17 protein-coding genes are annotated in these 17,825 nt (G+C 60.1%); 11 read left to right on the plus strand and 6 right to left on the minus strand.

What is annotated here, in order from left to right:
- Nucleotides 1–36 precede the first annotated feature (36 nt).
- Nucleotides 37–1,107 (plus strand): PLP-dependent cysteine synthase family protein, encoded by a 1,071-nt coding sequence (locus tag ACYQ54_RS03845; RefSeq protein ID WP_460079507.1) that lies wholly within the window; start codon nt 37–39, stop codon nt 1,105–1,107.
- Nucleotides 1,108–1,136: 29 nt separating this feature from the next.
- Here the strand turns inward: ACYQ54_RS03845 and ACYQ54_RS03850 are convergent, their stop codons facing one another.
- Nucleotides 1,137–2,606: a diguanylate cyclase domain-containing protein gene (locus tag ACYQ54_RS03850; protein WP_460079508.1), complete on the minus strand. Its 1,470-nt coding sequence runs from the start codon at nt 2,604–2,606 to the stop codon at nt 1,137–1,139.
- A 254-nt stretch (nt 2,607–2,860) separates the two neighbouring features.
- Here ACYQ54_RS03850 and ACYQ54_RS03855 point away from each other — a divergent pair, with 254 nt between their 5' ends.
- On the plus strand, nt 2,861–3,565 hold the full coding sequence (locus tag ACYQ54_RS03855; RefSeq protein WP_460079510.1) for a DUF1287 domain-containing protein: 705 nt from the start codon (nt 2,861–2,863) through the stop codon (nt 3,563–3,565).
- A gap of 14 nt (nt 3,566–3,579) precedes the next feature.
- On the opposite strand, the gene ACYQ54_RS03860 is transcribed toward ACYQ54_RS03855, so the two are convergent.
- Both ACYQ54_RS03860 and ACYQ54_RS03865 read right to left on the minus strand, forming a co-directional pair.
- The gene (locus tag ACYQ54_RS03860) at nt 3,580–4,305 is read right to left on the minus strand and encodes a S1 family peptidase (RefSeq protein ID WP_460079511.1); all 726 of its coding nucleotides are present in this window, start codon (nt 4,303–4,305) and stop codon (nt 3,580–3,582) included.
- A 227-nt stretch (nt 4,306–4,532) separates the two neighbouring features.
- Complete coding sequence (locus ACYQ54_RS03865) at nt 4,533–5,474, minus strand: LysR family transcriptional regulator (RefSeq protein ID WP_460079513.1); 942 nt, start codon at nt 5,472–5,474, stop codon at nt 4,533–4,535.
- Nucleotides 5,475–5,587: 113 nt separating this feature from the next.
- Here ACYQ54_RS03865 and ACYQ54_RS03870 point away from each other — a divergent pair, with 113 nt between their 5' ends.
- From ACYQ54_RS03870 to ACYQ54_RS03910, 9 genes are all read left to right on the plus strand, one after another.
- Nucleotides 5,588–6,748, plus strand: coding sequence for an acyl-CoA dehydrogenase family protein (locus tag ACYQ54_RS03870; protein ID WP_460079516.1), 1,161 nt, complete (start codon nt 5,588–5,590; stop codon nt 6,746–6,748).
- 2 nt (nt 6,749–6,750) lie between these two features.
- Nucleotides 6,751–7,845 (plus strand): CaiB/BaiF CoA transferase family protein, encoded by a 1,095-nt coding sequence (locus tag ACYQ54_RS03875; RefSeq protein ID WP_460081668.1) that lies wholly within the window; start codon nt 6,751–6,753, stop codon nt 7,843–7,845.
- A gap of 2 nt (nt 7,846–7,847) precedes the next feature.
- Entirely contained in the window at nt 7,848–8,684 is an 837-nt protein-coding gene (locus tag ACYQ54_RS03880; protein ID WP_460079519.1) for an HTD2 family dehydratase, read from the plus strand.
- A complete protein-coding gene (locus tag ACYQ54_RS03885; RefSeq protein ID WP_460079521.1) occupies nt 8,678–9,478 on the plus strand; it encodes an HpcH/HpaI aldolase/citrate lyase family protein in 801 nt (266 codons plus the stop codon). Before ACYQ54_RS03880 ends, ACYQ54_RS03885 begins: the two co-directional genes overlap by 7 nt.
- Nucleotides 9,475–10,185 (plus strand): alpha/beta fold hydrolase, encoded by a 711-nt coding sequence (locus tag ACYQ54_RS03890; RefSeq protein ID WP_460079524.1) that lies wholly within the window; start codon nt 9,475–9,477, stop codon nt 10,183–10,185. Before ACYQ54_RS03885 ends, ACYQ54_RS03890 begins: the two co-directional genes overlap by 4 nt.
- An 81-nt stretch (nt 10,186–10,266) precedes the next feature.
- A complete protein-coding gene (locus ACYQ54_RS03895; protein ID WP_460079527.1) occupies nt 10,267–10,878 on the plus strand; it encodes a CDP-alcohol phosphatidyltransferase family protein in 612 nt (203 codons plus the stop codon).
- Nucleotides 10,875–11,801, plus strand: coding sequence for a phosphatidate cytidylyltransferase (locus ACYQ54_RS03900; RefSeq protein WP_460079529.1), 927 nt, complete (start codon nt 10,875–10,877; stop codon nt 11,799–11,801). The genes ACYQ54_RS03895 and ACYQ54_RS03900 overlap by 4 nt, the downstream gene beginning before the upstream one ends.
- A 256-nt stretch (nt 11,802–12,057) precedes the next feature.
- Nucleotides 12,058–12,687, plus strand: coding sequence for a lysophospholipid acyltransferase family protein (locus ACYQ54_RS03905; RefSeq protein WP_460079531.1), 630 nt, complete (start codon nt 12,058–12,060; stop codon nt 12,685–12,687).
- Nucleotides 12,671–13,231 (plus strand): hypothetical protein, encoded by a 561-nt coding sequence (locus tag ACYQ54_RS03910; RefSeq protein ID WP_460079533.1) that lies wholly within the window; start codon nt 12,671–12,673, stop codon nt 13,229–13,231. The genes ACYQ54_RS03905 and ACYQ54_RS03910 overlap by 17 nt, the downstream gene beginning before the upstream one ends.
- A 21-nt stretch (nt 13,232–13,252) precedes the next feature.
- Here ACYQ54_RS03910 and chrA read toward each other — a convergent pair whose 3' ends face one another.
- The 3 genes from chrA to cckA form a co-directional block, all read right to left on the minus strand.
- On the minus strand, nt 13,253–14,581 hold the full coding sequence (gene chrA, locus ACYQ54_RS03915) for a chromate efflux transporter (RefSeq protein WP_460079535.1): 1,329 nt from the start codon (nt 14,579–14,581) through the stop codon (nt 13,253–13,255).
- A 153-nt stretch (nt 14,582–14,734) separates the two neighbouring features.
- Nucleotides 14,735–15,070, minus strand: a complete 336-nt coding sequence (locus ACYQ54_RS03920; protein ID WP_460079538.1) for a cupin domain-containing protein — start codon at nt 15,068–15,070, stop codon at nt 14,735–14,737.
- A 52-nt stretch (nt 15,071–15,122) separates the two neighbouring features.
- Complete coding sequence (gene cckA / locus ACYQ54_RS03925) at nt 15,123–17,675, minus strand: cell cycle histidine kinase CckA (RefSeq protein WP_460079541.1); 2,553 nt, start codon at nt 17,673–17,675, stop codon at nt 15,123–15,125.
- Nucleotides 17,676–17,825 lie beyond the last annotated feature (150 nt).

The following is a 17,825-nucleotide window of genomic DNA, read 5'->3' on the forward strand; positions in this document are numbered from 1 at the left end:
CGCCACTCTTGGCAGAACACCATAGGGGGAGCCTTGATGGACAATTGGGTGCGGGATGCTGTCGCAAAGATCCACGCGGATGCGCACCGGTCCGCCGATACGCATCTGTTCAAGCTGCATGGCCTCGGCTGTGCCGGCGTCGATATCTATCTGAAGGACGAAAGCACGCACCCGACAGGCAGTCTGAAACACCGCCTTGCCCGGTCGCTGTTTCTTTACGCTCTGTGCAACGGCAAGATCCGCGAAGGCACGACCGTCATCGAAGCCTCTTCGGGCAGCACGGCTGTTTCGGAAGCCTATTTCGCACAGATGATCGGTGTGCCCTTCATTGCCGTCGTCCCGCAAAGCACCGCACACAGCAAGATCGAACAGATCCGGATTTATGGGGGCGAACCGCATTTCGTCGGTTCGGCGCCTGAAATGCACGGCGCGGCGGTGGACCTTGCCGCGAGCCTCGGCGGTCATTTCATGGACCAGTTCACCTATGCCGAACGGGCAACCGACTGGCGTGGCAACAACAACATCGCCGAAAGCATCTTCAGCCAGATGGAGCGCGAACCGCATCCCATACCGAAGATGCTCGTGATGAGTGCCGGCACCGGCGGCACGTCGGCAACGCTTGGCCGGTTCATCCGCTACCGGGGCTACGATACCGGCCTCACCGTGGTCGACCCGGAAAACTCGGTCTTCTACGATGCCTACCGCACCGGGAACTACACTCTCACCGAAAACTGTTCCAGCCGGATCGAGGGCATCGGCCGGCCCAAGGTGGAACACTCCTTCCTGCCGGACGTCATCGACAACATGATCAAGGTCCCGGATGCTGCCAGCGTCGCAACCATCCTTTGGCTGGAAAAGCTGATCGGCCGCAAGGCGGGAGCTTCCACCGGCACGAATCTGTGGGGTGCGTTGCAGGTTGCCCGCCAGATGATCGCGACGGGTGAAACAGGCTCAATCGTCACGCTGATGTGCGACAGCGGACAGCGCTATCTCGATACCTATTACAATCCGGACTGGGTCGCGGCAAAGATCGGCGATATCTCACCCTATGAAACGGAACTGGCGCGCTGGCTCCAGGTCGAGGAACAATCTGCCGGACCCGGGTAGAAGTCCGGCACCCCGGCCCCTGCGGCTCTCTAGCTCGCCTCGCGCATTCTATAGTCTTGAAAGGTCAGCACGTTCGCACCGCTGTTTTTGGCCTCATACATGGCCTGGTCGGCATGGGTGATCAGCGATTTGGCATCCTCTGCATCGTCGGGGTAGAACGAAACCCCGATGCTGATGCTGATATTGATTTTCTTGCCTTTGATTTCCATCGGCCTTGAGATTTCGCGGCAAATCCGGGCTGCACAGGCCAGTACGTCTTTCTCCTCGGCATAATCGCCGATGATCACCGCGAACTCGTCTCCGCCAATCCGGGTCACGACGTCACCTTCACGCGTGCAACGCTTGATGGTGGATGCAACAGCCTGCAGCAGAGCGTCGCCGACCGGGTGTCCATGGCTGTCGTTGACCGGCTTGAACGTGTCCAGGTCCAGCATCATCAGCGCGAACTTGCGGTTTTCCCGGTCTGCAATGACAACGCTTTCCTCAAGGCTCTGACTGAAATGGGCCCTGTTGGAGAGGCCGGTCAGGTGATCGGTCATCGCCAGGCGCCGCACTTCCTCTTCCGTCTTCTTCAGGCGGGTTATGTCCGCATGGGTTCCGGACATGCGCAGAGGCTGACCGTCCTTGCTCCATTCGACAACACGGCCCCGGTCCAGAACCCAGACCCACTTGCCTTCCTTGTGCTGCATGCGGATTTCGCAATCATAGGCTTCCTTTTTGCCGGAAAAGACTTCAGACAGCTTTTGCGACGATTCTTCCACGTCTTCCGGGTGGGTTAGCCTCTGCCATGTCTGCGTGCTGACCGGCTCAAGCTCCTCCAGCGTGTAGCCGAGGATTTCGGCCCAGCGTTCATTGTAGACCGCTGCTCCGGTCTGAATGTTCCATTCCCAGGTTCCGACATTTGTGCCGAAGATGATTTCCCGCAGACGTTGCTCCGAGGACCGCAGCCTCTTATGCGCGCCATTTCGTTCAAGCAGCAGAAAACAGACGACGACAAGCGACAGACCCAGCGTGCCAACCAGGCCGAGCATCCACTGGTTCCGGGCATGATAGGCCGACGAGAGTTCCGCGCTCTTGCTGTCGACCATTTCCTCCAGGCGGTTCTTGTAGTGCCATAGCTCTTCCTGTCGTTCCCGGTCTGCCGAGATGTCGTGCACCACCGAAAGCAGCGCCTTCCCGCCCCCGTAATCCACTGGCGTCGAATGAACTTCCACACTCCGGACCGAACCATCTGCCAGTTTGTGGCGGAAAATGAAGAAATTGCGGTGTTCTGTCTTGGCAAGCTGGCGTTCGGCTTCAACTTGTTCCGGGGTCAGCTGGTTGAAGTTTTGAATGGACATGCTGCGCAGCGTGTCCCGATCAAACCCGTAGAACTTTTCCGCAGCAATGTTGGCATCGAGAATTTTTCCGGTGTCCGGGTCGATCAGGATCATCGTTGCACTGTGACGAAGGAAAAACTGATCATAGGACAAGGATGCCTGTGCGGCTTGGGCGGGCATTACCAGCCAAGACAACCAGAATAATATCGTCGATTTTAACAGTATTTTCCTAAAAATCGTCAACACTTTCCGCCTTTTGCTGCAGTAAAGCCTCATCAGATTAAATTTTATAAAACAAAATGCCCGCAATTGCTCAACTTCCGCAACGATATTCGACTCCTGCTTTTCCCCCGGGAAGTCTGGAAATTGCCGTATCGCCCCATTCCGGTCTCACTCCGTCTCTATTCCGGTTTCAGGTTTTTGGGAGCGTTTGAATGAAGCGGCGTACATTCCTGATCGGTTCCGGAGTTCTCGCGACCGGTGGTGTCTTTGCGGCACAAACATTGCCGGCGTATCGGGTGGAAACCGGTTTTCAGCTGGTCAATTTGGCCCTTGCCGGCCCCTCCGCAGCACCACCACCCCTGACAGGGGCAGCCGGGTTTGCAAGGCCAGACGCCTGGGCCGATCAGTTGATAACAGCAGCCGAAAGCCAGATCGGCGTTACCGTAATCTACGATCCGGCCTATGTCTCGCTCCCGTTTCCCAATGGCGACCTGCCGCGCGAGCGCGGGGTCTGCACCGACGTGGTTGTTCGCGCTTACCGTGACGCCTTCGGCTATGACCTCCAGTCAGCCGTCAACGCGGACATGAAATCGGATTTTGCCTCCTATCCCAAAATCTGGGGTCTCAAGCGTCCGGACCGGAACATCGACCACCGCCGCGTGCCCAACCTGCAGACATTCTTCAGGCGGCAGGGTGCAGCGCTTCCGGTTACGGAAGCCGCAATGGACTATCAACCCGGCGACATCGTCTCCCAGATGTTACCCGGCAACCTGCCGCATATGGCGATCGTCAGTCATCGTGCGTCCGCCGACGGTACTCGGCCGATGCTGGTACACAATATCGGTGCAGGCACACAGCTGGAGGATCGGCTGTTCGATTTCGAGATTACCGGACATTACAGGTTCAAACCCGCCTGACGGCCGCCCTCTTCTTACGCTTCTGTCAGGGTCATGAGAATATCGGCATACCAGGCGCAGTTGAGGCCCAACGCTTCATCCAGCACGAGGTCACGCGTACCGACGTCGAGGCGGGCCGAGTGAACACCGAGCAGTTTCCACGGCAGGTCGCCCGGCGCGCCGTCGGGATTGCGCATGACGACCGGAGCCCCGCTCGTGCCGCGATGGGTGCGGGCATCGGTCAGGAAATACCCCATGCCTTGAAACCGGAAGCCGAAGGACGAGGCGATGACCGCATGGCGGACAACGGGCATATGATGCAGCGTGTCATGAAACCCGAGTGGAAATCCGACAACCAGGATGGACGATCCAATTTCCACATGGTCCTGCGGGTCGCTCAGGTGCTCCGGACCGAAAGCCCGGTAGAGGATATCTCCAGGCAATGCCGGCCGGTCTATCTCGATCACGGCCACATCGATATCTCCCGCCGTATCCCCTCCCTGACGCCAGAGGCTCTTGCCATCCCGGAAAAGCGGGATCGAAAAGCCAATCGACCTGGCAAGGTTTTCGGGATCGTTGTGCACCTCGATTTCGATCCGGGACGGATGGTGCCCGCTTGCCTCATCCACCATGACATGACGGCTGGTGACAAGAAACAGTCTTTCGTCACGCTCGAAGAAGAAGCTGCTGGCATTCGTCAGATAGGTCTGGTCATCAAATGTGGAAATGCGGGGTGAGGTCAGCAGGACAGCGTCGATCATCGTCAGTAGGTTCTCCTGAAAAGGGGGAAGCCCTGCCGCGGATCGACAGACTGCTTGCGCAACCACCATACGGCAGTCTCGGGTAAACGATAGTGCTCCGCGTTTGGTTCCGGACAGGCAGCACTTGCCGGGCGGATCGTGAAGTGGTCGCTCGCCTGACGAAACAGGCATTGTGGCCCGACATCAGCCGTGTGACTGCAGCACAAAAACCGCGGGAGGCCTCTGCATCAACCCGGTGGCACGAGGCACAGCGGCGGTCGTGAGGCAGCCCAGGCACCCTTGTCGCGCAGATCCAGAATGACATCGCGCAGCAAAGCATGCACGGCTTCAAGCGCCCGTGTGGCGGGCCGCCCGGCGGGAGACATCAGATGGGCCCCGCGCCAAAGGCCAGGTGCCGCAATACGGCTCACACAAAGGGCACCCGCCGCCACTTCCTCGGTCACGGCATAAAGCGGCAGGATCGACGGACCGAAACCGGCAGCGACCAGACGTTTTATGTTGTTGAAGGAGTCGATTTCCATCGCGATGTCAGGTGCAAAGCCCAGCGCATGGAACGTCCGGTCGATCAGTACCCGCAACCCATGAACGCCACTCGGCAGTACCATCGGTACCTTGTCGAGACTGGCGAGGCTCATTTCCTGCGGGCATGCAGCATCACCGGGCCACAGCACCACCAGCTCCTCCTCCAGCAGCAGCTCGGACCGGATGCGCTGATCTTTCGAGCGGCTGTAGAGAACTGCCAGGTCGATCTTGCCGTCGCTGAGCCAGTCGCGGACAAATCCACTCATGGCCTCTGTGATGTTCAGCGTGATCCTGGGATAGCGTTCGCGAGCCGCCAGGATCAGCGGCAGGGACACCATCGCGCTGATCGTTCCCGGAAGGCCGATGCGAACGATGCCGGACGGATCGGATTCCAGATTGCGGATATCGTCTTCTGTGCGCGCCAGATCGTCCAGGATGCTGCGCGACCGTTGCAAAAGCAATTCACCGGCTTCCGTTGGCGTCACACCGGACCGGCTGCGCGTCAACAACTTGGTGCCCAGTTGCTCTTCCATGTTCTTCAGGTGCAGCGACAAGGCCGGCTGCGCCACATGAAGGCTTTCGGCGGCCCGTGTGAGCGAACCTTGCGCGACAATTTCCTGAAAATAACGGAGCTGACGAATGTCCATGTCCGCAAACTAACATATAAAATTTATATGATAACTATCCAAAACATATATTTGTTCAATATCACTTCAGCGGCTTAACTGCGCTCACCGAACACGCCAGACGAAAAGCCGACATGACCAGCCAAGCAGACAGTTACCAGGACATTCGCGACGGTATCCGCGCCTTGTGTGCCCAGTTTCCCGCCGAATATCACCGCAAGATCGATGAAGCCCGTGCCTATCCGGAAGAGTTCGTCGACGCCCTGACGCGTGAAGGCTGGATGGCGGCGCTGATCCCGGAAGACTATGGCGGTTCCGGCCTAGGGCTCACCGAAGCCTCGGTGATCATGGAAGAAATCAACCGCGCGGGCGGCAATTCCGGCGCTTGCCACGGCCAGATGTACAACATGAACACGCTCGTGCGGCACGGCTCGGAGGAACAGCGCCGGACATATCTGCCGAAGATTGCCAGTGGCGAATTGCGTCTGCAGTCCATGGGGGTGACGGAACCGACCACCGGCACGGACACCACCAGGATCAAGACCACTGCCGTGAGGAAGGGCGATCGCTACGTCGTCAACGGCCAGAAGGTCTGGATCAGCCGTGTGCAGCACTCCGACCTGATGATCCTCTTGGCGCGTACAACACCGCTTGCCGATGTAAAGAAGAAGTCGGAAGGCCTGTCGATTTTCCTGGTCGATATCCGGGAAGCGATGAAATCGGGCATGGAGGTGCGCCCGATCCTGAACATGGTCAACCACGAGACCAACGAGCTCTTCTTCGACAATCTGGAAATCCCGGCAGAGAACCTGATCGGCGAGGAAGGCAAGGGCTTCAAATACATCCTCACCGGCCTCAACGCCGAACGCACGCTGATTGCCGCTGAATGCATCGGCGACGGTTACTGGTTCACCGACAAGGTAACCGACTATGTGCGCGAACGCGAAGTCTTCGGTCGCCCGATTGGCCAGAACCAGGGCGTTCAATTCCCGATTGCCGAAGCTTTCATCGAAGTCGAAGCAGCCAATCTGATGCGCTACAGGGCCTGTAGTCTGTTTGATGCCGACGCTCCCTGCGGCGCGGAAGCCAACATGGCCAAATATCTGGCCGCAAAGGCAAGCTGGGAAGCGGCCAATGCCTGCATCCAGTTTCATGGTGGTTTTGGCTTTGCCTGCGAATATGACGTCGAGCGCAAGTTCCGCGAAACGCGCCTTTACCAGGTTGCGCCGATCTCCACCAACCTCATTCTGTCTTATGTCGCCGAGCATGTGCTTGGCCTGCCGAGGTCGTTCTGATGGTGTTGCCGCTGGAAGGATTGAAGGTCGTTGCCATTGAACAGGCGGTCGCCGCCCCATATGCCACGTCCCGGCTTGCCGATGCCGGGGCCACTGTTACCAAGATCGAACGGCCGGAGGGCGACTTTGCCCGTGGCTATGACGATGTTGCCAAAGGTCAGTCGAGCTATTTCGTCTGGCTGAACCGGGGCAAGGACAGCATCACGCTGGATCTTGGTTCCGACAAGGGCAAGGAAAAGCTGGCGCACCTGATCACAGACGCCGATGTCCTGATCCAGAACCTCAAGCCTGGCGCCTTGGCCCGTCTCGGCTTTGACCCGGACAGGCTGGTGCTGGATTATCCGCGCCTTATCACCTGCTCCATCAGCGGCTTCGGCGAAACCGGGCCGATGGCCAACCGCAAGGCCTACGATCTGCTGATCCAGGCCGAAACCGGCCTGTGTTCGATCACCGGCGGGCCGAACGAACCCGCGCGTGTCGGCATCTCCCTTGTCGACATCGCCACCGGAGCAACAGCCTATACCGCCATTCTGGAAGCGTTGATCCAGCGTGGGATCACCGGCAAGGGCACGCAGATCTCGGTTTCCATGTTCGATGTTCTGGCCGACTGGCTGACCGTCCCCCTTCTCAATCATGAAGGCGGCAAGAGCCCGCAGCGGGTCGGCCTCGCCCATCCTTCGATTGCGCCTTACGGCGTCTTTCAGCCGAAGGAAGGCCCGGCAATCCTGATAGCCATTCAGAGCGACCGGGAATGGCGAACCCTTTGCAGCGACTTTATCGGAAAACCCGAACTCGGCACCGATCCCCGGTTTGCAACCAACGTGGTGCGGGTGAACAACCGCAAGGAAACGGATGCCGCGGTTGCCGAAGCCTTTGCGAAAGTTGACGCCGAAACCGCCGTCAGGCTGCTGACGAATGCCAATATCGCATTGGCCTCGGTCAACGACATGGAAGGCCTGTCGACCCATCCGCACCTCAGGCGGATCACCGTAGACAGCCCGAACGGCCCTGTCTCCTTCCCTGCCCCCGCTGCGATCTTTTCCAGCGCGCCGCGGACTTACGGCCCGATCCCGGCCCTGAAGCCCCTGGAGGCATGACCATGGAACTCGACATCGACCATCTGCGCGGCTGGATTGGGCGCGAGGACAGGTCCTCCGAAGTCCTGAGCCCCACACTGGTGCGCCAGTTCAACGCGACCTTTGACAGGACGTCCGGCGAGAGCCCAGGCGACGTCGCCCCGCTGCTGATCCATTTCTGCCTTGCCCAGCCCACGGCCCCGACGGCTGGTCTTGGGCCGGACGGCCATGCCGCCCGCGGCGGGTTCCTGCCACCCGTGCCCCTGCCCCGCCGCATGTGGGCTGGCGGCGAGTTCACCTTCCACGGTGGCATCCGCATCGGTGAAGAGGTCAGACGGGTGTCGACCGTCAAGGAAGTGGTCTTGAAACAGGGTCGCACCGGCCCGCTCTGTTTCGTCACGGTCAACCATGAGGTCACGTCAGATGGCCAACCTGTGCTGAGCGAACGCCAGGACATCGTCTACCGCGAGGCACAAGGCCAGGTCGCCACGAAGCAATCGCCCGAAGCGGCCGCCGTTGGCGCACACGTCATGCAGATCACACCATCGGCAGCGTATCTCTTCCGCTATTCGGCCATGACTTTCAACGGCCACAGGATCCATTACGACAAGGACTATGTCCGCGATGTCGAAAGCTATCCCGGCCTCATTGTGCACGGCCCCTTGCAGGCAACGCTGCTCTGCCAGTTCGCCGCAGATCTGAAAGGAAGCGCGCCGAGAACCTTCCGGTTTCGCAGCCTCTCGACCATATTCGACACAGCGGATTTCACGGTGAATGCGCAAACGGAAGGCGAAACCATGAAACTCTGGACGGCACAGCTTGGCGGCCCGCTCGCCATGGAGGCGACAGCGGCATGGTAACGGCAGTCAGGACACCTCTGTTCGTGCCGGCAAACAGGCCAGACAGGTTTGCCAAGGCTTCCGCGACTGAAGCCGACGCCATCATCCTCGATCTGGAAGACGCGGTTCCGGCTGCGGAAAAAGACGCCGCCCGCGCCAACCTGACGACTGTCTTCACCGGAAAACCGGTCATCTTCCGGATCAACGCGGTTGGGTCCGCCTGGCATCAGGAAGATGTCGCGGCCCTTCAACGGCTGACACCCGATGCCGTCATTTTGCCGAAGGCGGAAGACCCTCAGCAGGTCTCCTCTCTGCACGCTGCCCTTGGTGGCGCGATCCCCGTTATTGCACTCGTTGAAAGCGCTGCCGGGCTTGCCAATGCCCGGGTCCTCGCCCGCACAGAAGGAGTGGTGCGGCTGGCATTCGGGTCAATCGATTACTGCGCCGACCTCGGCTGCGCACACCTGAAGGAGGTTCTCCTTCCGGCACGCTTCGAACTGGTTCTGGCGTCCCGGCTTGCCGGCATCGCAGCCCCGATTGACGGCGTCACAGCCCAGCTCGACCATCCTGAACAGACGTTCGAGGAGGCGTCCCATGCGCGGGATCTCGGCATGACCGGCAAACTCTGCATTCACCCGAAACAGATCGCCGAGATCAAACGCGCTTTCGCCCCGACCCTCGCCGAAATCGAGTGGGCCAGACGTGTTCTCGCCTCCGGTGACGGAGCAGCCAATGTCGATGGGGCAATGGTCGACGAGCCGGTCCGCATCCGTGCCCGGACAATCCTCTCCTCCGCGCAGGAGACCGATGCATGAACATGCCGCAGATCGTCCTGATCCCGGGTCTCCTGAACGACGCGGACCTGTGGCGCGAGCAGATCTCCGGGCTTGTTGGCGTCGCCCGGCCGCGGGTTGCCGATATCACGCGTGGAAAGTCGCTGGCTGTCCTGGCGGAAATGGTTCTGGCAACCAGCGAGGACCGCTTCGCGCTTGCAGGATTTTCCCTCGGCGGCATCGTTGCCCAGGAGATCCTGCGCCGTGCACCGGAACGGGTCACCCATCTGGCCCTGCTCGACACCACCATGTTGCCTGACACTCCCGAACGGGCAGCGGAGCGCGAACAGCTGATTGTCCAGGCTGCGAAACCCGGCCGGTTCCACGGCTTCGGCAGGAAACTGGCCCAGTCTTATCTGGCGCCGGAAAATCAGAACAATACCGATTTGATCGACCGGGTACGGGCGATGACCGAACGGCTCGGTCCGGAGGTCTTCATCCGCCAAACCCACATCGCCCGCCCCGACAGCCGCGCCTCGCTCTCCGGCATTGCCTGTCCGTCGCTTGTGCTTTGCGGCCGTCACGACCAACTGACACCGCCGGAATTGCACCGGGACATGGCTGGTCTCATTCAGGAAGCGGATCTTGTTGTTCTGGAGCACAGCGGCCACCTGACACCGCTGGAAGAGCCGGAAAAAGTCACCGAGCACCTGAAACGCCTTCTGCAGCGCAATTCTGTCAGGAAGTGACAGCAGGCAATTGAAATTCCAGCGTGCACCCTGTGCTTTATGCCTATATCTTTCCCGAAAATTAGTCGGGAAAGTTTTTGAATGCCAACAATTTACCAGTTGAAGTCCCGGTTTCAGGACCTGCTTCGCCCAATTTGCAGATCGCTTGCCGCAAACGGGGTGACGGCCAATCAGGTAACTCTGACCGCTCTTGGCCTGTCGATTGCCGAAGGCGTGCTGCTCTGGCTTTTTCCGGGCGCCGTTCTGCCCTTGATCTTGCTGCCGGTGGTTCTGTTCATCCGCATGGGCCTCAATGCGATCGACGGCATGCTGGCGCGGGAGCACGATCAGAAATCCGACCTTGGTGCGGTGCTCAACGAACTGGGCGATGTTCTGTCCGACGCTGCACTCTACCTGCCCTTCGCGCTTTTGCCCTTCGTCAATGGCCCTATCGTCGTCGCCCTTGTGGTGCTTGCCATCATCGGGGAAATGACCGGCGTGATCGCAGTACAGATCGGCGCAAGCCGCCGCTATGACGGCCCCTTCGGCAAGAGCGACCGGGCGGCGCTTTTCGGTCTTTGCGGTTTCCTGATAGCCTTCGGGCTGACCGCGCCCTTCCTCTACCAGATCCTCTTCGGTGCCGGGCTGGCGCTGTCCGCTATCACCATCTTCAACCGCGCCAGGGCGGCAATCAGGGAGAAACAACCCGCATGAACCTCCTGACCATCCATTGGGCGCTGATCGGCATCTGGGGCGTTCTTTGCCTCGCCAGCGTGATCGTTTTCCTGATTTCGAAACGCTCCGCCAAGAACATGAGCGAGCTGGTTCAGCGCACCGTCAGCTGGTGGGTGATGGTGGCGATCTTCACGGTTTCGTTTCTTGTCAGCAACACGGTCTCAATCATCGTCTTTGCCCTGATCAGCTTCCTGGCGCTGAAGGAGTACTTCTCGATGATCCCGACCCGCCGGGCAGACAGGCGGGTGCTGTTCTGGGCCTATCTGTCAATCCCCGTCCAGTATTTCTGGGTCTACGACAGCTACTACGGCATGTTTGCCGTGTTCATCCCGGTCTACATGTTCCTGTTCCTGCCCTTCGTCAGCCTGCTCACCCAGCAGACCGAGGGCTTCCTGCGGGCCGTCGGCACCCTCAACTGGGGCCTGATGCTGTGCGTCTTCTCCATCAGCCATGCCGCCTTCCTCCTGATCCTGCCGGCGACCGAGGCCAACAGCACCGGCGGACCGGGCCTGTTGTTGTTCCTCCTGTTCCTGACACAGTTCAACGATGTTGCCCAATACACCTGGGGCAAACTGTTCGGCCGCCACAAGATCATTCCGGGCGTCAGCCCCAACAAGACCTGGGAAGGCTTCCTGGGCGGTGTTGCAACGACCTTCGTGCTTGCCTTGTTGACGGCGCCGCTGGTGACACCCTTCGACATGATCCACGCCGCCGCCGCAGGCTTGCTGATCCCTGTGGCCGGCTTTGTCGGTGATGTCACCGTGTCCGCCCTGAAGCGTGATCTCGGCGTCAAGGACACCGGCAGCCTGATCCCCGGTCATGGCGGCATTCTCGACCGCATCGACAGCCTGACCTACACTGCGCCGCTGTTCTTCCACTTCACCCGCTATTTCTATTACTGAAGGGGGATGTCAGGATGACCGTTCCCACTCTGCGCACGCACTCGCCTCATCGTCACCGCAGTCACTCCCTCCTCCATCGTCACCCCGGACGTAGCGAAGCGGAGATCCGGGGCCGGCGAGCCAAAGCGTCGAGACTGTTTTCGTTCAATTTGCAGAGGCCCTCGGCTCCCCGATCCCGGCTCGCGCTACGCTTGGCCGGGATGACGAAAAAGGGCCTTGGCGTTCCTGGAAAGACCAAGGCTGGGAACCTCCGTTGATGCTCCAGAAGATCTTCTACATCTTCGTCAAGATCGCCGTCCTGTTCCTGCTCGGGCTGAACGTGCGCCGCAAGGAACTGCTGCCGGCGAGCGGTCCGGCCATCATCGTTGCCAATCACAACAGTCATCTCGACACCATGGTGCTGATGGCCTTGATGCCACTGTCGAAGCTGAAGGACATCAAGCCGGTTGCCGCGGCCGACTACTTTTTCTCAACCCCGCTGAAGGCCTGGATGTCGGAACATGTTCTCGGCATCATCCCCGTGGAGCGTGGCCGCAAGGAGAAAAATATCGACCCGCTGGAAGGCTGCTACGAGGTCCTGCGTCAGGGCAAGGTTCTGATCCTGTTTCCGGAAGGATCGCGCGGTGAACCGGAACAGATGACGGATCTCAAGAAAGGTGTTTCCTTTCTTGCTGAACGGTTTCCGGAAGCACCGGTCGTGCCCGTTTTCACCCACGGCCTAGGCAAGGCCTTGCCGAAGGGATCGTTTCTGCTGGTACCGTTCTTCTGCGATATTTTCGTCGGGGAACCAATAACTTGGAACGAGGACCGGACTCATTTTATGACCGAGCTGAAGGAGCGCTTTAACGCGCTCTCGACGGAAAAGACCTTTGCGTCCTGGGAGTAGTACGCTGGCGCTTTTCTATCTGGTGGCGCTCTGGAGCTTTGTCGAGGCGACGCTGTTCTTCATCGCTCCTGACGCACTTTTGAGCATCATCGCGCTTCGCTCCCTGGGCAAGGCCATGATGGCGGCACTTGTGGCATCTTTCGCGGCTGCCTTCGGCGGCCTCATTGTCTGGACCTGCGCACAGCACTTTCCCGAAGAGACGTTGCAGGTCCTGCTGCTTGTGCCCGGGATTTCCGGATCAACCTTTGAAATGGCCGGGCAACTTTTGCAGGCAGGCCTGTTCGAGGGACTGCTCGGTGGCGCCTTCAGCGGTATCCCCTACAAGGTTCTTTCGGCCGAAGCGGGGTACGCCTCGGTTCCCGCTCAAACGCTTTTTCTTGTCTCTCCAGCGGCGCGACTACCCAGGTTTGTCCTTGTCGCCTTCATTTCCTGGTCGCTGTCCCGGCTCGTCGGCGCCCGTCTCAGCGACAAGCGAAAGCTCGCCCTTTGCCTTGCCGTCTGGCCATTTGTCTATGCCAACTATTTTCTCAACGCTGGCTGGTGAGCCGGTACCGGGCAAGGCCCTTCACCCGATTTGTGACAACAACACTCCGCCAAGCGCCGACGTCAGCAGCACCCAGACCAGACCCACGTGGAACCGCAGAAGCATCAGACCACACAGCGCCGCCAGCACCGGCACACGCCAGTCGAGGCTGGCGACGTCAGGGACCCAGAGTGTCACGACACTCCACTTTGTGGCCGTGACCTCTTCGAAGAAGACATGCAGCGCAAACCAGACCGACAGGTTGAGCACGACGCCGACCACTGCCGCGACGATGGCCGACAGTGCCGACTTGAGCCTCGGCTGCGCCGAGATCCACTCGATGTAGGGCGCTCCGGCAAAGATCCAGAGAAAGCAGGGAGCAAAGGTCGCCCACAGCGCAACCAGCCCCCCAGCCAGGCCAAGCAGGAGCCCTCCCTCGTGAAAGGCAGCCAGAAAGCCGACGAACTGGGTCACCAGAATGAGCGGGCCAGGTGTTGTTTCCGCCAGGCCCAGCCCGTCCATCATCTCGCCTGCGCTCAGCCAGCCGTGAATGGCGACAACGTCCTGGGCCATATAGGCGAGCACCGCATAAGCGCCGCCAAAGGTGACGACAGCGAGCTTTGAAAAGAACCAGCCGATATCCGCCAGCAAGGGGACGCTGCCAGCCAGATCCAGCAGCGCCAGCGGCGCGATCCAGATGAAGAGCCAAAGACACACCGTCCGGAGCGTCTTCACAACCGGCCTGGCGACGGTAACGCTGGTTTCGGTCTGGCTTGCGGTCTGCAGACCGCTAAACGCCGCGCCGTAAAGCCCGGCAACCAGAACTATCAGCGGAAACGGCAGGGCGAGGAAATAAATCCCGACAAAGGCGAGCGCCGCAATGACCCATTGCCGCCTGATGGTGAGCGCACGTTTTGACAGGCGTAGCAGCGCCTCCAGAACCACGATCAGGACGGCTGCCTTGATACCCAGAAACAGCTGATTGACCAGCGGAACATTGCCGAAGGTTCCGTAAACCGCGGCAAGCGCGAAAATTGCGAGGGCGCCGGGAACGACAAACAGAAGGCCCGCCAGCAGGCCACCGGCAACGCCGCGCAGTTTCCAGCCACAGTAAGTCGCCAATTGCATGGCCTCCGGACCTGGCAGCAACATGCAGAACCCGAGAGCGTTGACGTAGCTTTTTTCCGAAAGCCAGCCGGTCTCATCAACCAGCTTGCGGTGCATCAGCGCGATCTGTGCAGCCGGACCGCCGAAAGACAGCAGACCAATGCTGCCAAAGACGGATATCAGCCGCCGCCAGGATGCCTCCTGGTCGAAAGCTGTTCCATCTTTGCCCGGAGCGCCTTCACCAGATGCATGATGTGCGGTCAACGTGTCAGCCCTTTTCGTCGCAGACAGCCTTTCGTGCCCTTCCTCTAGCGCATTCGGGATGGAAGGGTAACTGCAATCCTCACCCGAATGCCGTCAGAGCTGAACCGGCGCAACGCAGTGGCAGGCGGCAACGCCCAGAGCCTGTATCAAGTGCTATCCCTTGACCGGATAGCGGTCAGGCTCCTCGAAGACATCGATCACCTTGGTTCCGGCCTTGATGACCGCACTGTGCTCCGCCCCGCTGGGAATGTCGTAGATAGCGCCCGGCCCCATCGTCCTGGTTTCACCAGCGATGGTAAATTCGATCTCGCCGCTCAGGACAGTGCCCCATTGCGCCAGATGCGAATGCGGAGGCAGGACCATGTCCTTCACGAAATCGAAAAAAACGACCAGCCCGGCGTCCGAGCGCACTGCGTAGGATCTGACAACGTCCTCGGGGAAGGGAACATCGAGAGCGGGAAACTTTCGGATGAAATCTGGAAGCTGCATGGACCTCTTGCCTCGAACGGATGGTGTTGAGGCAAGTCTGGACCAGGTCGGCCTATCCGTTCAAGACATCCTTTACGGTCGTCGCCAGCTGCTTCAGCGTGAAGGGCTTGGGCAGGAAGAAGAACTGTTCGCCCGGTGGCAGGTTCTCTTCGAACGCGTCCTCGGCGTAACCGGATACGAAGATGATCTTCAGGTCCGGACGCGTCTTGCGCAACTCGACCAAGAGCGACGGACCGTCCATTTCCGGCATGACCACATCGGAAACGACGAGATCGATCTTGCCGTCGGTCTCTTCCATGACCTCCAGCGCCTCGTTGCCCGAGCCAGCCTCGTAGACCGTGTAGCCGCGAGATGCGAGCGCACGGGCACCGAAGGCGCGCACAGCCTCCTCGTCTTCCACCAGCAGGATCGACGCGGAACCGGTCAGATCCTTGACCTTTTCCGGTTCGGCTTCCTTGGGCTCCGGCTTCTTCTTTTCCACCACCTTCGGAATGTGGCGCGGCAGGAACAGGCGGAACTTGGTGCCCACATCAACTTCGGAGGTACAGAAGATGAACCCGCCGGTCTGCTTGACGATGCCGTACACCGTTGACAGTCCGAGGCCCGTGCCCTTGCCGACTTCCTTGGTGGAGAAGAACGGATCGAAGATCTTCTCCATCACGTCGGGCGGGATGCCATGGCCGGTGTCGTCCACCTCGACCAGTGTGTATTCGCCCGGAGGCATGCCACGGATGTTGTCGAACTGGGTGCTTTCGGCTTCGCTGACATTGCGCGTGCGGATGGTCAGCCGGCCGCCGTCGGCCATGGCGTCGCCCGCATTCACCGCCAGGTTGACGATCACCTGCTCCAACTGGTTGAGATCGGCCATGACCGGCCAAAGGTCGCGGCCATGGATCACCTTCAGTTCCACCTTCTCGCCCAGCAGGCGGTCGAGCAGGATGGAGAGATCCGCCAGAACGTCGTTCAGCTCCAGTTGCTGCGGGCGCAACGTCTGACGGCGCGAGAAGGCCAGAAGCTGCCGCACCAGGCCGGCAGCGCGGTTGGCGTTCTGCTTGATGTTCATGATGTCCTGGAAGGACGGATCGGTCGGCCTGTGGCTGGCCAGCAGGAGGTCGGAGAACCCGATGATCGCAGTCAGGACGTTGTTGAAATCATGGGCGACACCGCCGGCAAGCTGCCCGATCGCCTGCATCTTCTGACTCTGGGCAAACTGGGCTTCCAGCGCCCGCTGCTGCGTGGTCTCCAGCGCATAGACAATGGCCGCTTCCCCATCGCCCTCGCCTTCCTGCACTGCGGAGACGTAGAAGGTTGCCGAACGCGGATCATTGCCCTCGACCAGCGGAATGTCGATCGGGGCAATCTCGCCGATCCCGTTCGCAGCAGCCTGCAGAGACTTTGCCAATTCCCGGCGCCCGCTCTCGGCCACATAGGCCTCGAGCTTGGGAGATTCGTCATCGCTATCGACCGCACCGAACAGCTTCAGGAACGGCGCATTGGTTCTCAGAACCCGGCCTTCCTTGTCGAGCGATGCAATGGCGATCGGCGTGTTGTTGAAGAAGCGGGCAAAGCGAACCTCTGCCGCCCGCAGCGCCTCGGACGCTTCCTCGCCGCGCGACCGGTTGAGCACCAGTGTCCGGCTGTCGCCCGGCTGACCGTTCTCGCCGAAGGGCACACGGTGCAGCAGACGCACAGGCAGTCCGCGGCCGTTGCGCGTGACGAAATCGAGATCAAAGGTTTCACTCTTGACCTCGCCGGCCTGCCCCTTGATCGAGCGGATCAGCTCCGTGCCGTCACCGCGCACGATGCTGGACAGATCCAGATCGCCTGCGTCGAACTGGGCGAGATCGTACCCGAGCCAGTCTGCCAGCGTCGCGTTCAGATAAACGATGCGGCCTTCCGCATCACAGGAGAAAAACCCGGCAGGAGCGTGATCCAGGAAGTTGATGACGCGCTGCAGTTCCTGAAATGAATTTTCCTGTTCGGCCCGGTCGCGGGTGATGTCGGCAAGCTGCCAGACCGCCATCGGCTTGCCGCCGCCGCGTTCCTTGGGCACTTGCAGCGGGCGTATCGACACCCGGTACCAGCGTGCAGCACCGTCTGCCCGGCCAAGCGGAAACGGCATGCGGATTTCTTCCTGTGCCCTGCGGCTGTCGCGCATGGCCTGAGACAGCCTGAAAATGGCATCTGCGGCATCTGGATCGGACGAGAACACCCGCTCGACCACACGGATATCGGCAGCGGTTTCAGCTCCGGTCAGGTCTGCATACGCCTTGTTGGCATAAACGAGCCTGCCGTCCAGATCGGTGATGAGAGCCCCGTCCTCAAGCGTATCGACAAAAGCGGACGCCAAAGGGTTGGCTTCGCCCGGGCGAGCGGACAGGCGCAGAAAGCCGATAGCCCCGGCAAACAGGCAGAATACGCCCACAACGGCCAGAATGCCGAGCAGCGCAAGAATAAACGGCTGCGCCACTTCGCGGTCCATGACCGCAAAGGCAGCAGCAGCGCCGACGAGCAGCAGTGCGAGGCCTATGAGAAGGCCTATATTACCGGAACGTTCCGGGCGGCTGATCATCGGTCCGCTCGGCGCCCCGTCCATGTCACTCATCAATCCTGTCTCCCGGGCCCGATTCGGTTCATGAAGGGGCCGTACATAAGCATTCTGTGCTTAATAGCCGATTTCAACTGATATGCGACCAAGTCCTGTTGAAATTCACCTGTTTGCAGCGGACTTTTTCATCCCGCTATCCTTGAGAGC

Source organism: Roseibium sp. LAB1 (genome assembly GCF_054658235.1).

What these genes read in the sequence shown, in the direction of transcription:
- ACYQ54_RS03885 (WP_460079521.1), top strand. Translation starts at nt 8,678, where the DNA reads ATGGTAACGGCAGTCAGGACACCTCTGTTCGTGCCGGCAAACAGGCCA.
- ACYQ54_RS03920 (WP_460079538.1), bottom strand. Translation starts at nt 15,070, where the DNA reads ATGCAGCTTCCAGATTTCATCCGAAAGTTTCCCGCTCTCGATGTTCCC.
- ACYQ54_RS03900 (WP_460079529.1), top strand. Translation starts at nt 10,875, where the DNA reads ATGAACCTCCTGACCATCCATTGGGCGCTGATCGGCATCTGGGGCGTT.
- ACYQ54_RS03895 (WP_460079527.1), top strand. Translation starts at nt 10,267, where the DNA reads ATGCCAACAATTTACCAGTTGAAGTCCCGGTTTCAGGACCTGCTTCGC.
- ACYQ54_RS03860 (WP_460079511.1), bottom strand. Translation starts at nt 4,305, where the DNA reads ATGATCGACGCTGTCCTGCTGACCTCACCCCGCATTTCCACATTTGAT.
- ACYQ54_RS03865 (WP_460079513.1), bottom strand. Translation starts at nt 5,474, where the DNA reads ATGGACATTCGTCAGCTCCGTTATTTTCAGGAAATTGTCGCGCAAGGT.
- ACYQ54_RS03880 (WP_460079519.1), top strand. Translation starts at nt 7,848, where the DNA reads ATGGAACTCGACATCGACCATCTGCGCGGCTGGATTGGGCGCGAGGAC.
- cckA (WP_460079541.1), bottom strand. Translation starts at nt 17,675, where the DNA reads ATGAGTGACATGGACGGGGCGCCGAGCGGACCGATGATCAGCCGCCCG.
- ACYQ54_RS03890 (WP_460079524.1), top strand. Translation starts at nt 9,475, where the DNA reads ATGAACATGCCGCAGATCGTCCTGATCCCGGGTCTCCTGAACGACGCG.
- ACYQ54_RS03850 (WP_460079508.1), bottom strand. Translation starts at nt 2,606, where the DNA reads ATGCCCGCCCAAGCCGCACAGGCATCCTTGTCCTATGATCAGTTTTTC.
- ACYQ54_RS03870 (WP_460079516.1), top strand. Translation starts at nt 5,588, where the DNA reads ATGACCAGCCAAGCAGACAGTTACCAGGACATTCGCGACGGTATCCGC.
- ACYQ54_RS03905 (WP_460079531.1), top strand. Translation starts at nt 12,058, where the DNA reads ATGCTCCAGAAGATCTTCTACATCTTCGTCAAGATCGCCGTCCTGTTC.
- ACYQ54_RS03845 (WP_460079507.1), top strand. Translation starts at nt 37, where the DNA reads ATGGACAATTGGGTGCGGGATGCTGTCGCAAAGATCCACGCGGATGCG.
- ACYQ54_RS03855 (WP_460079510.1), top strand. Translation starts at nt 2,861, where the DNA reads ATGAAGCGGCGTACATTCCTGATCGGTTCCGGAGTTCTCGCGACCGGT.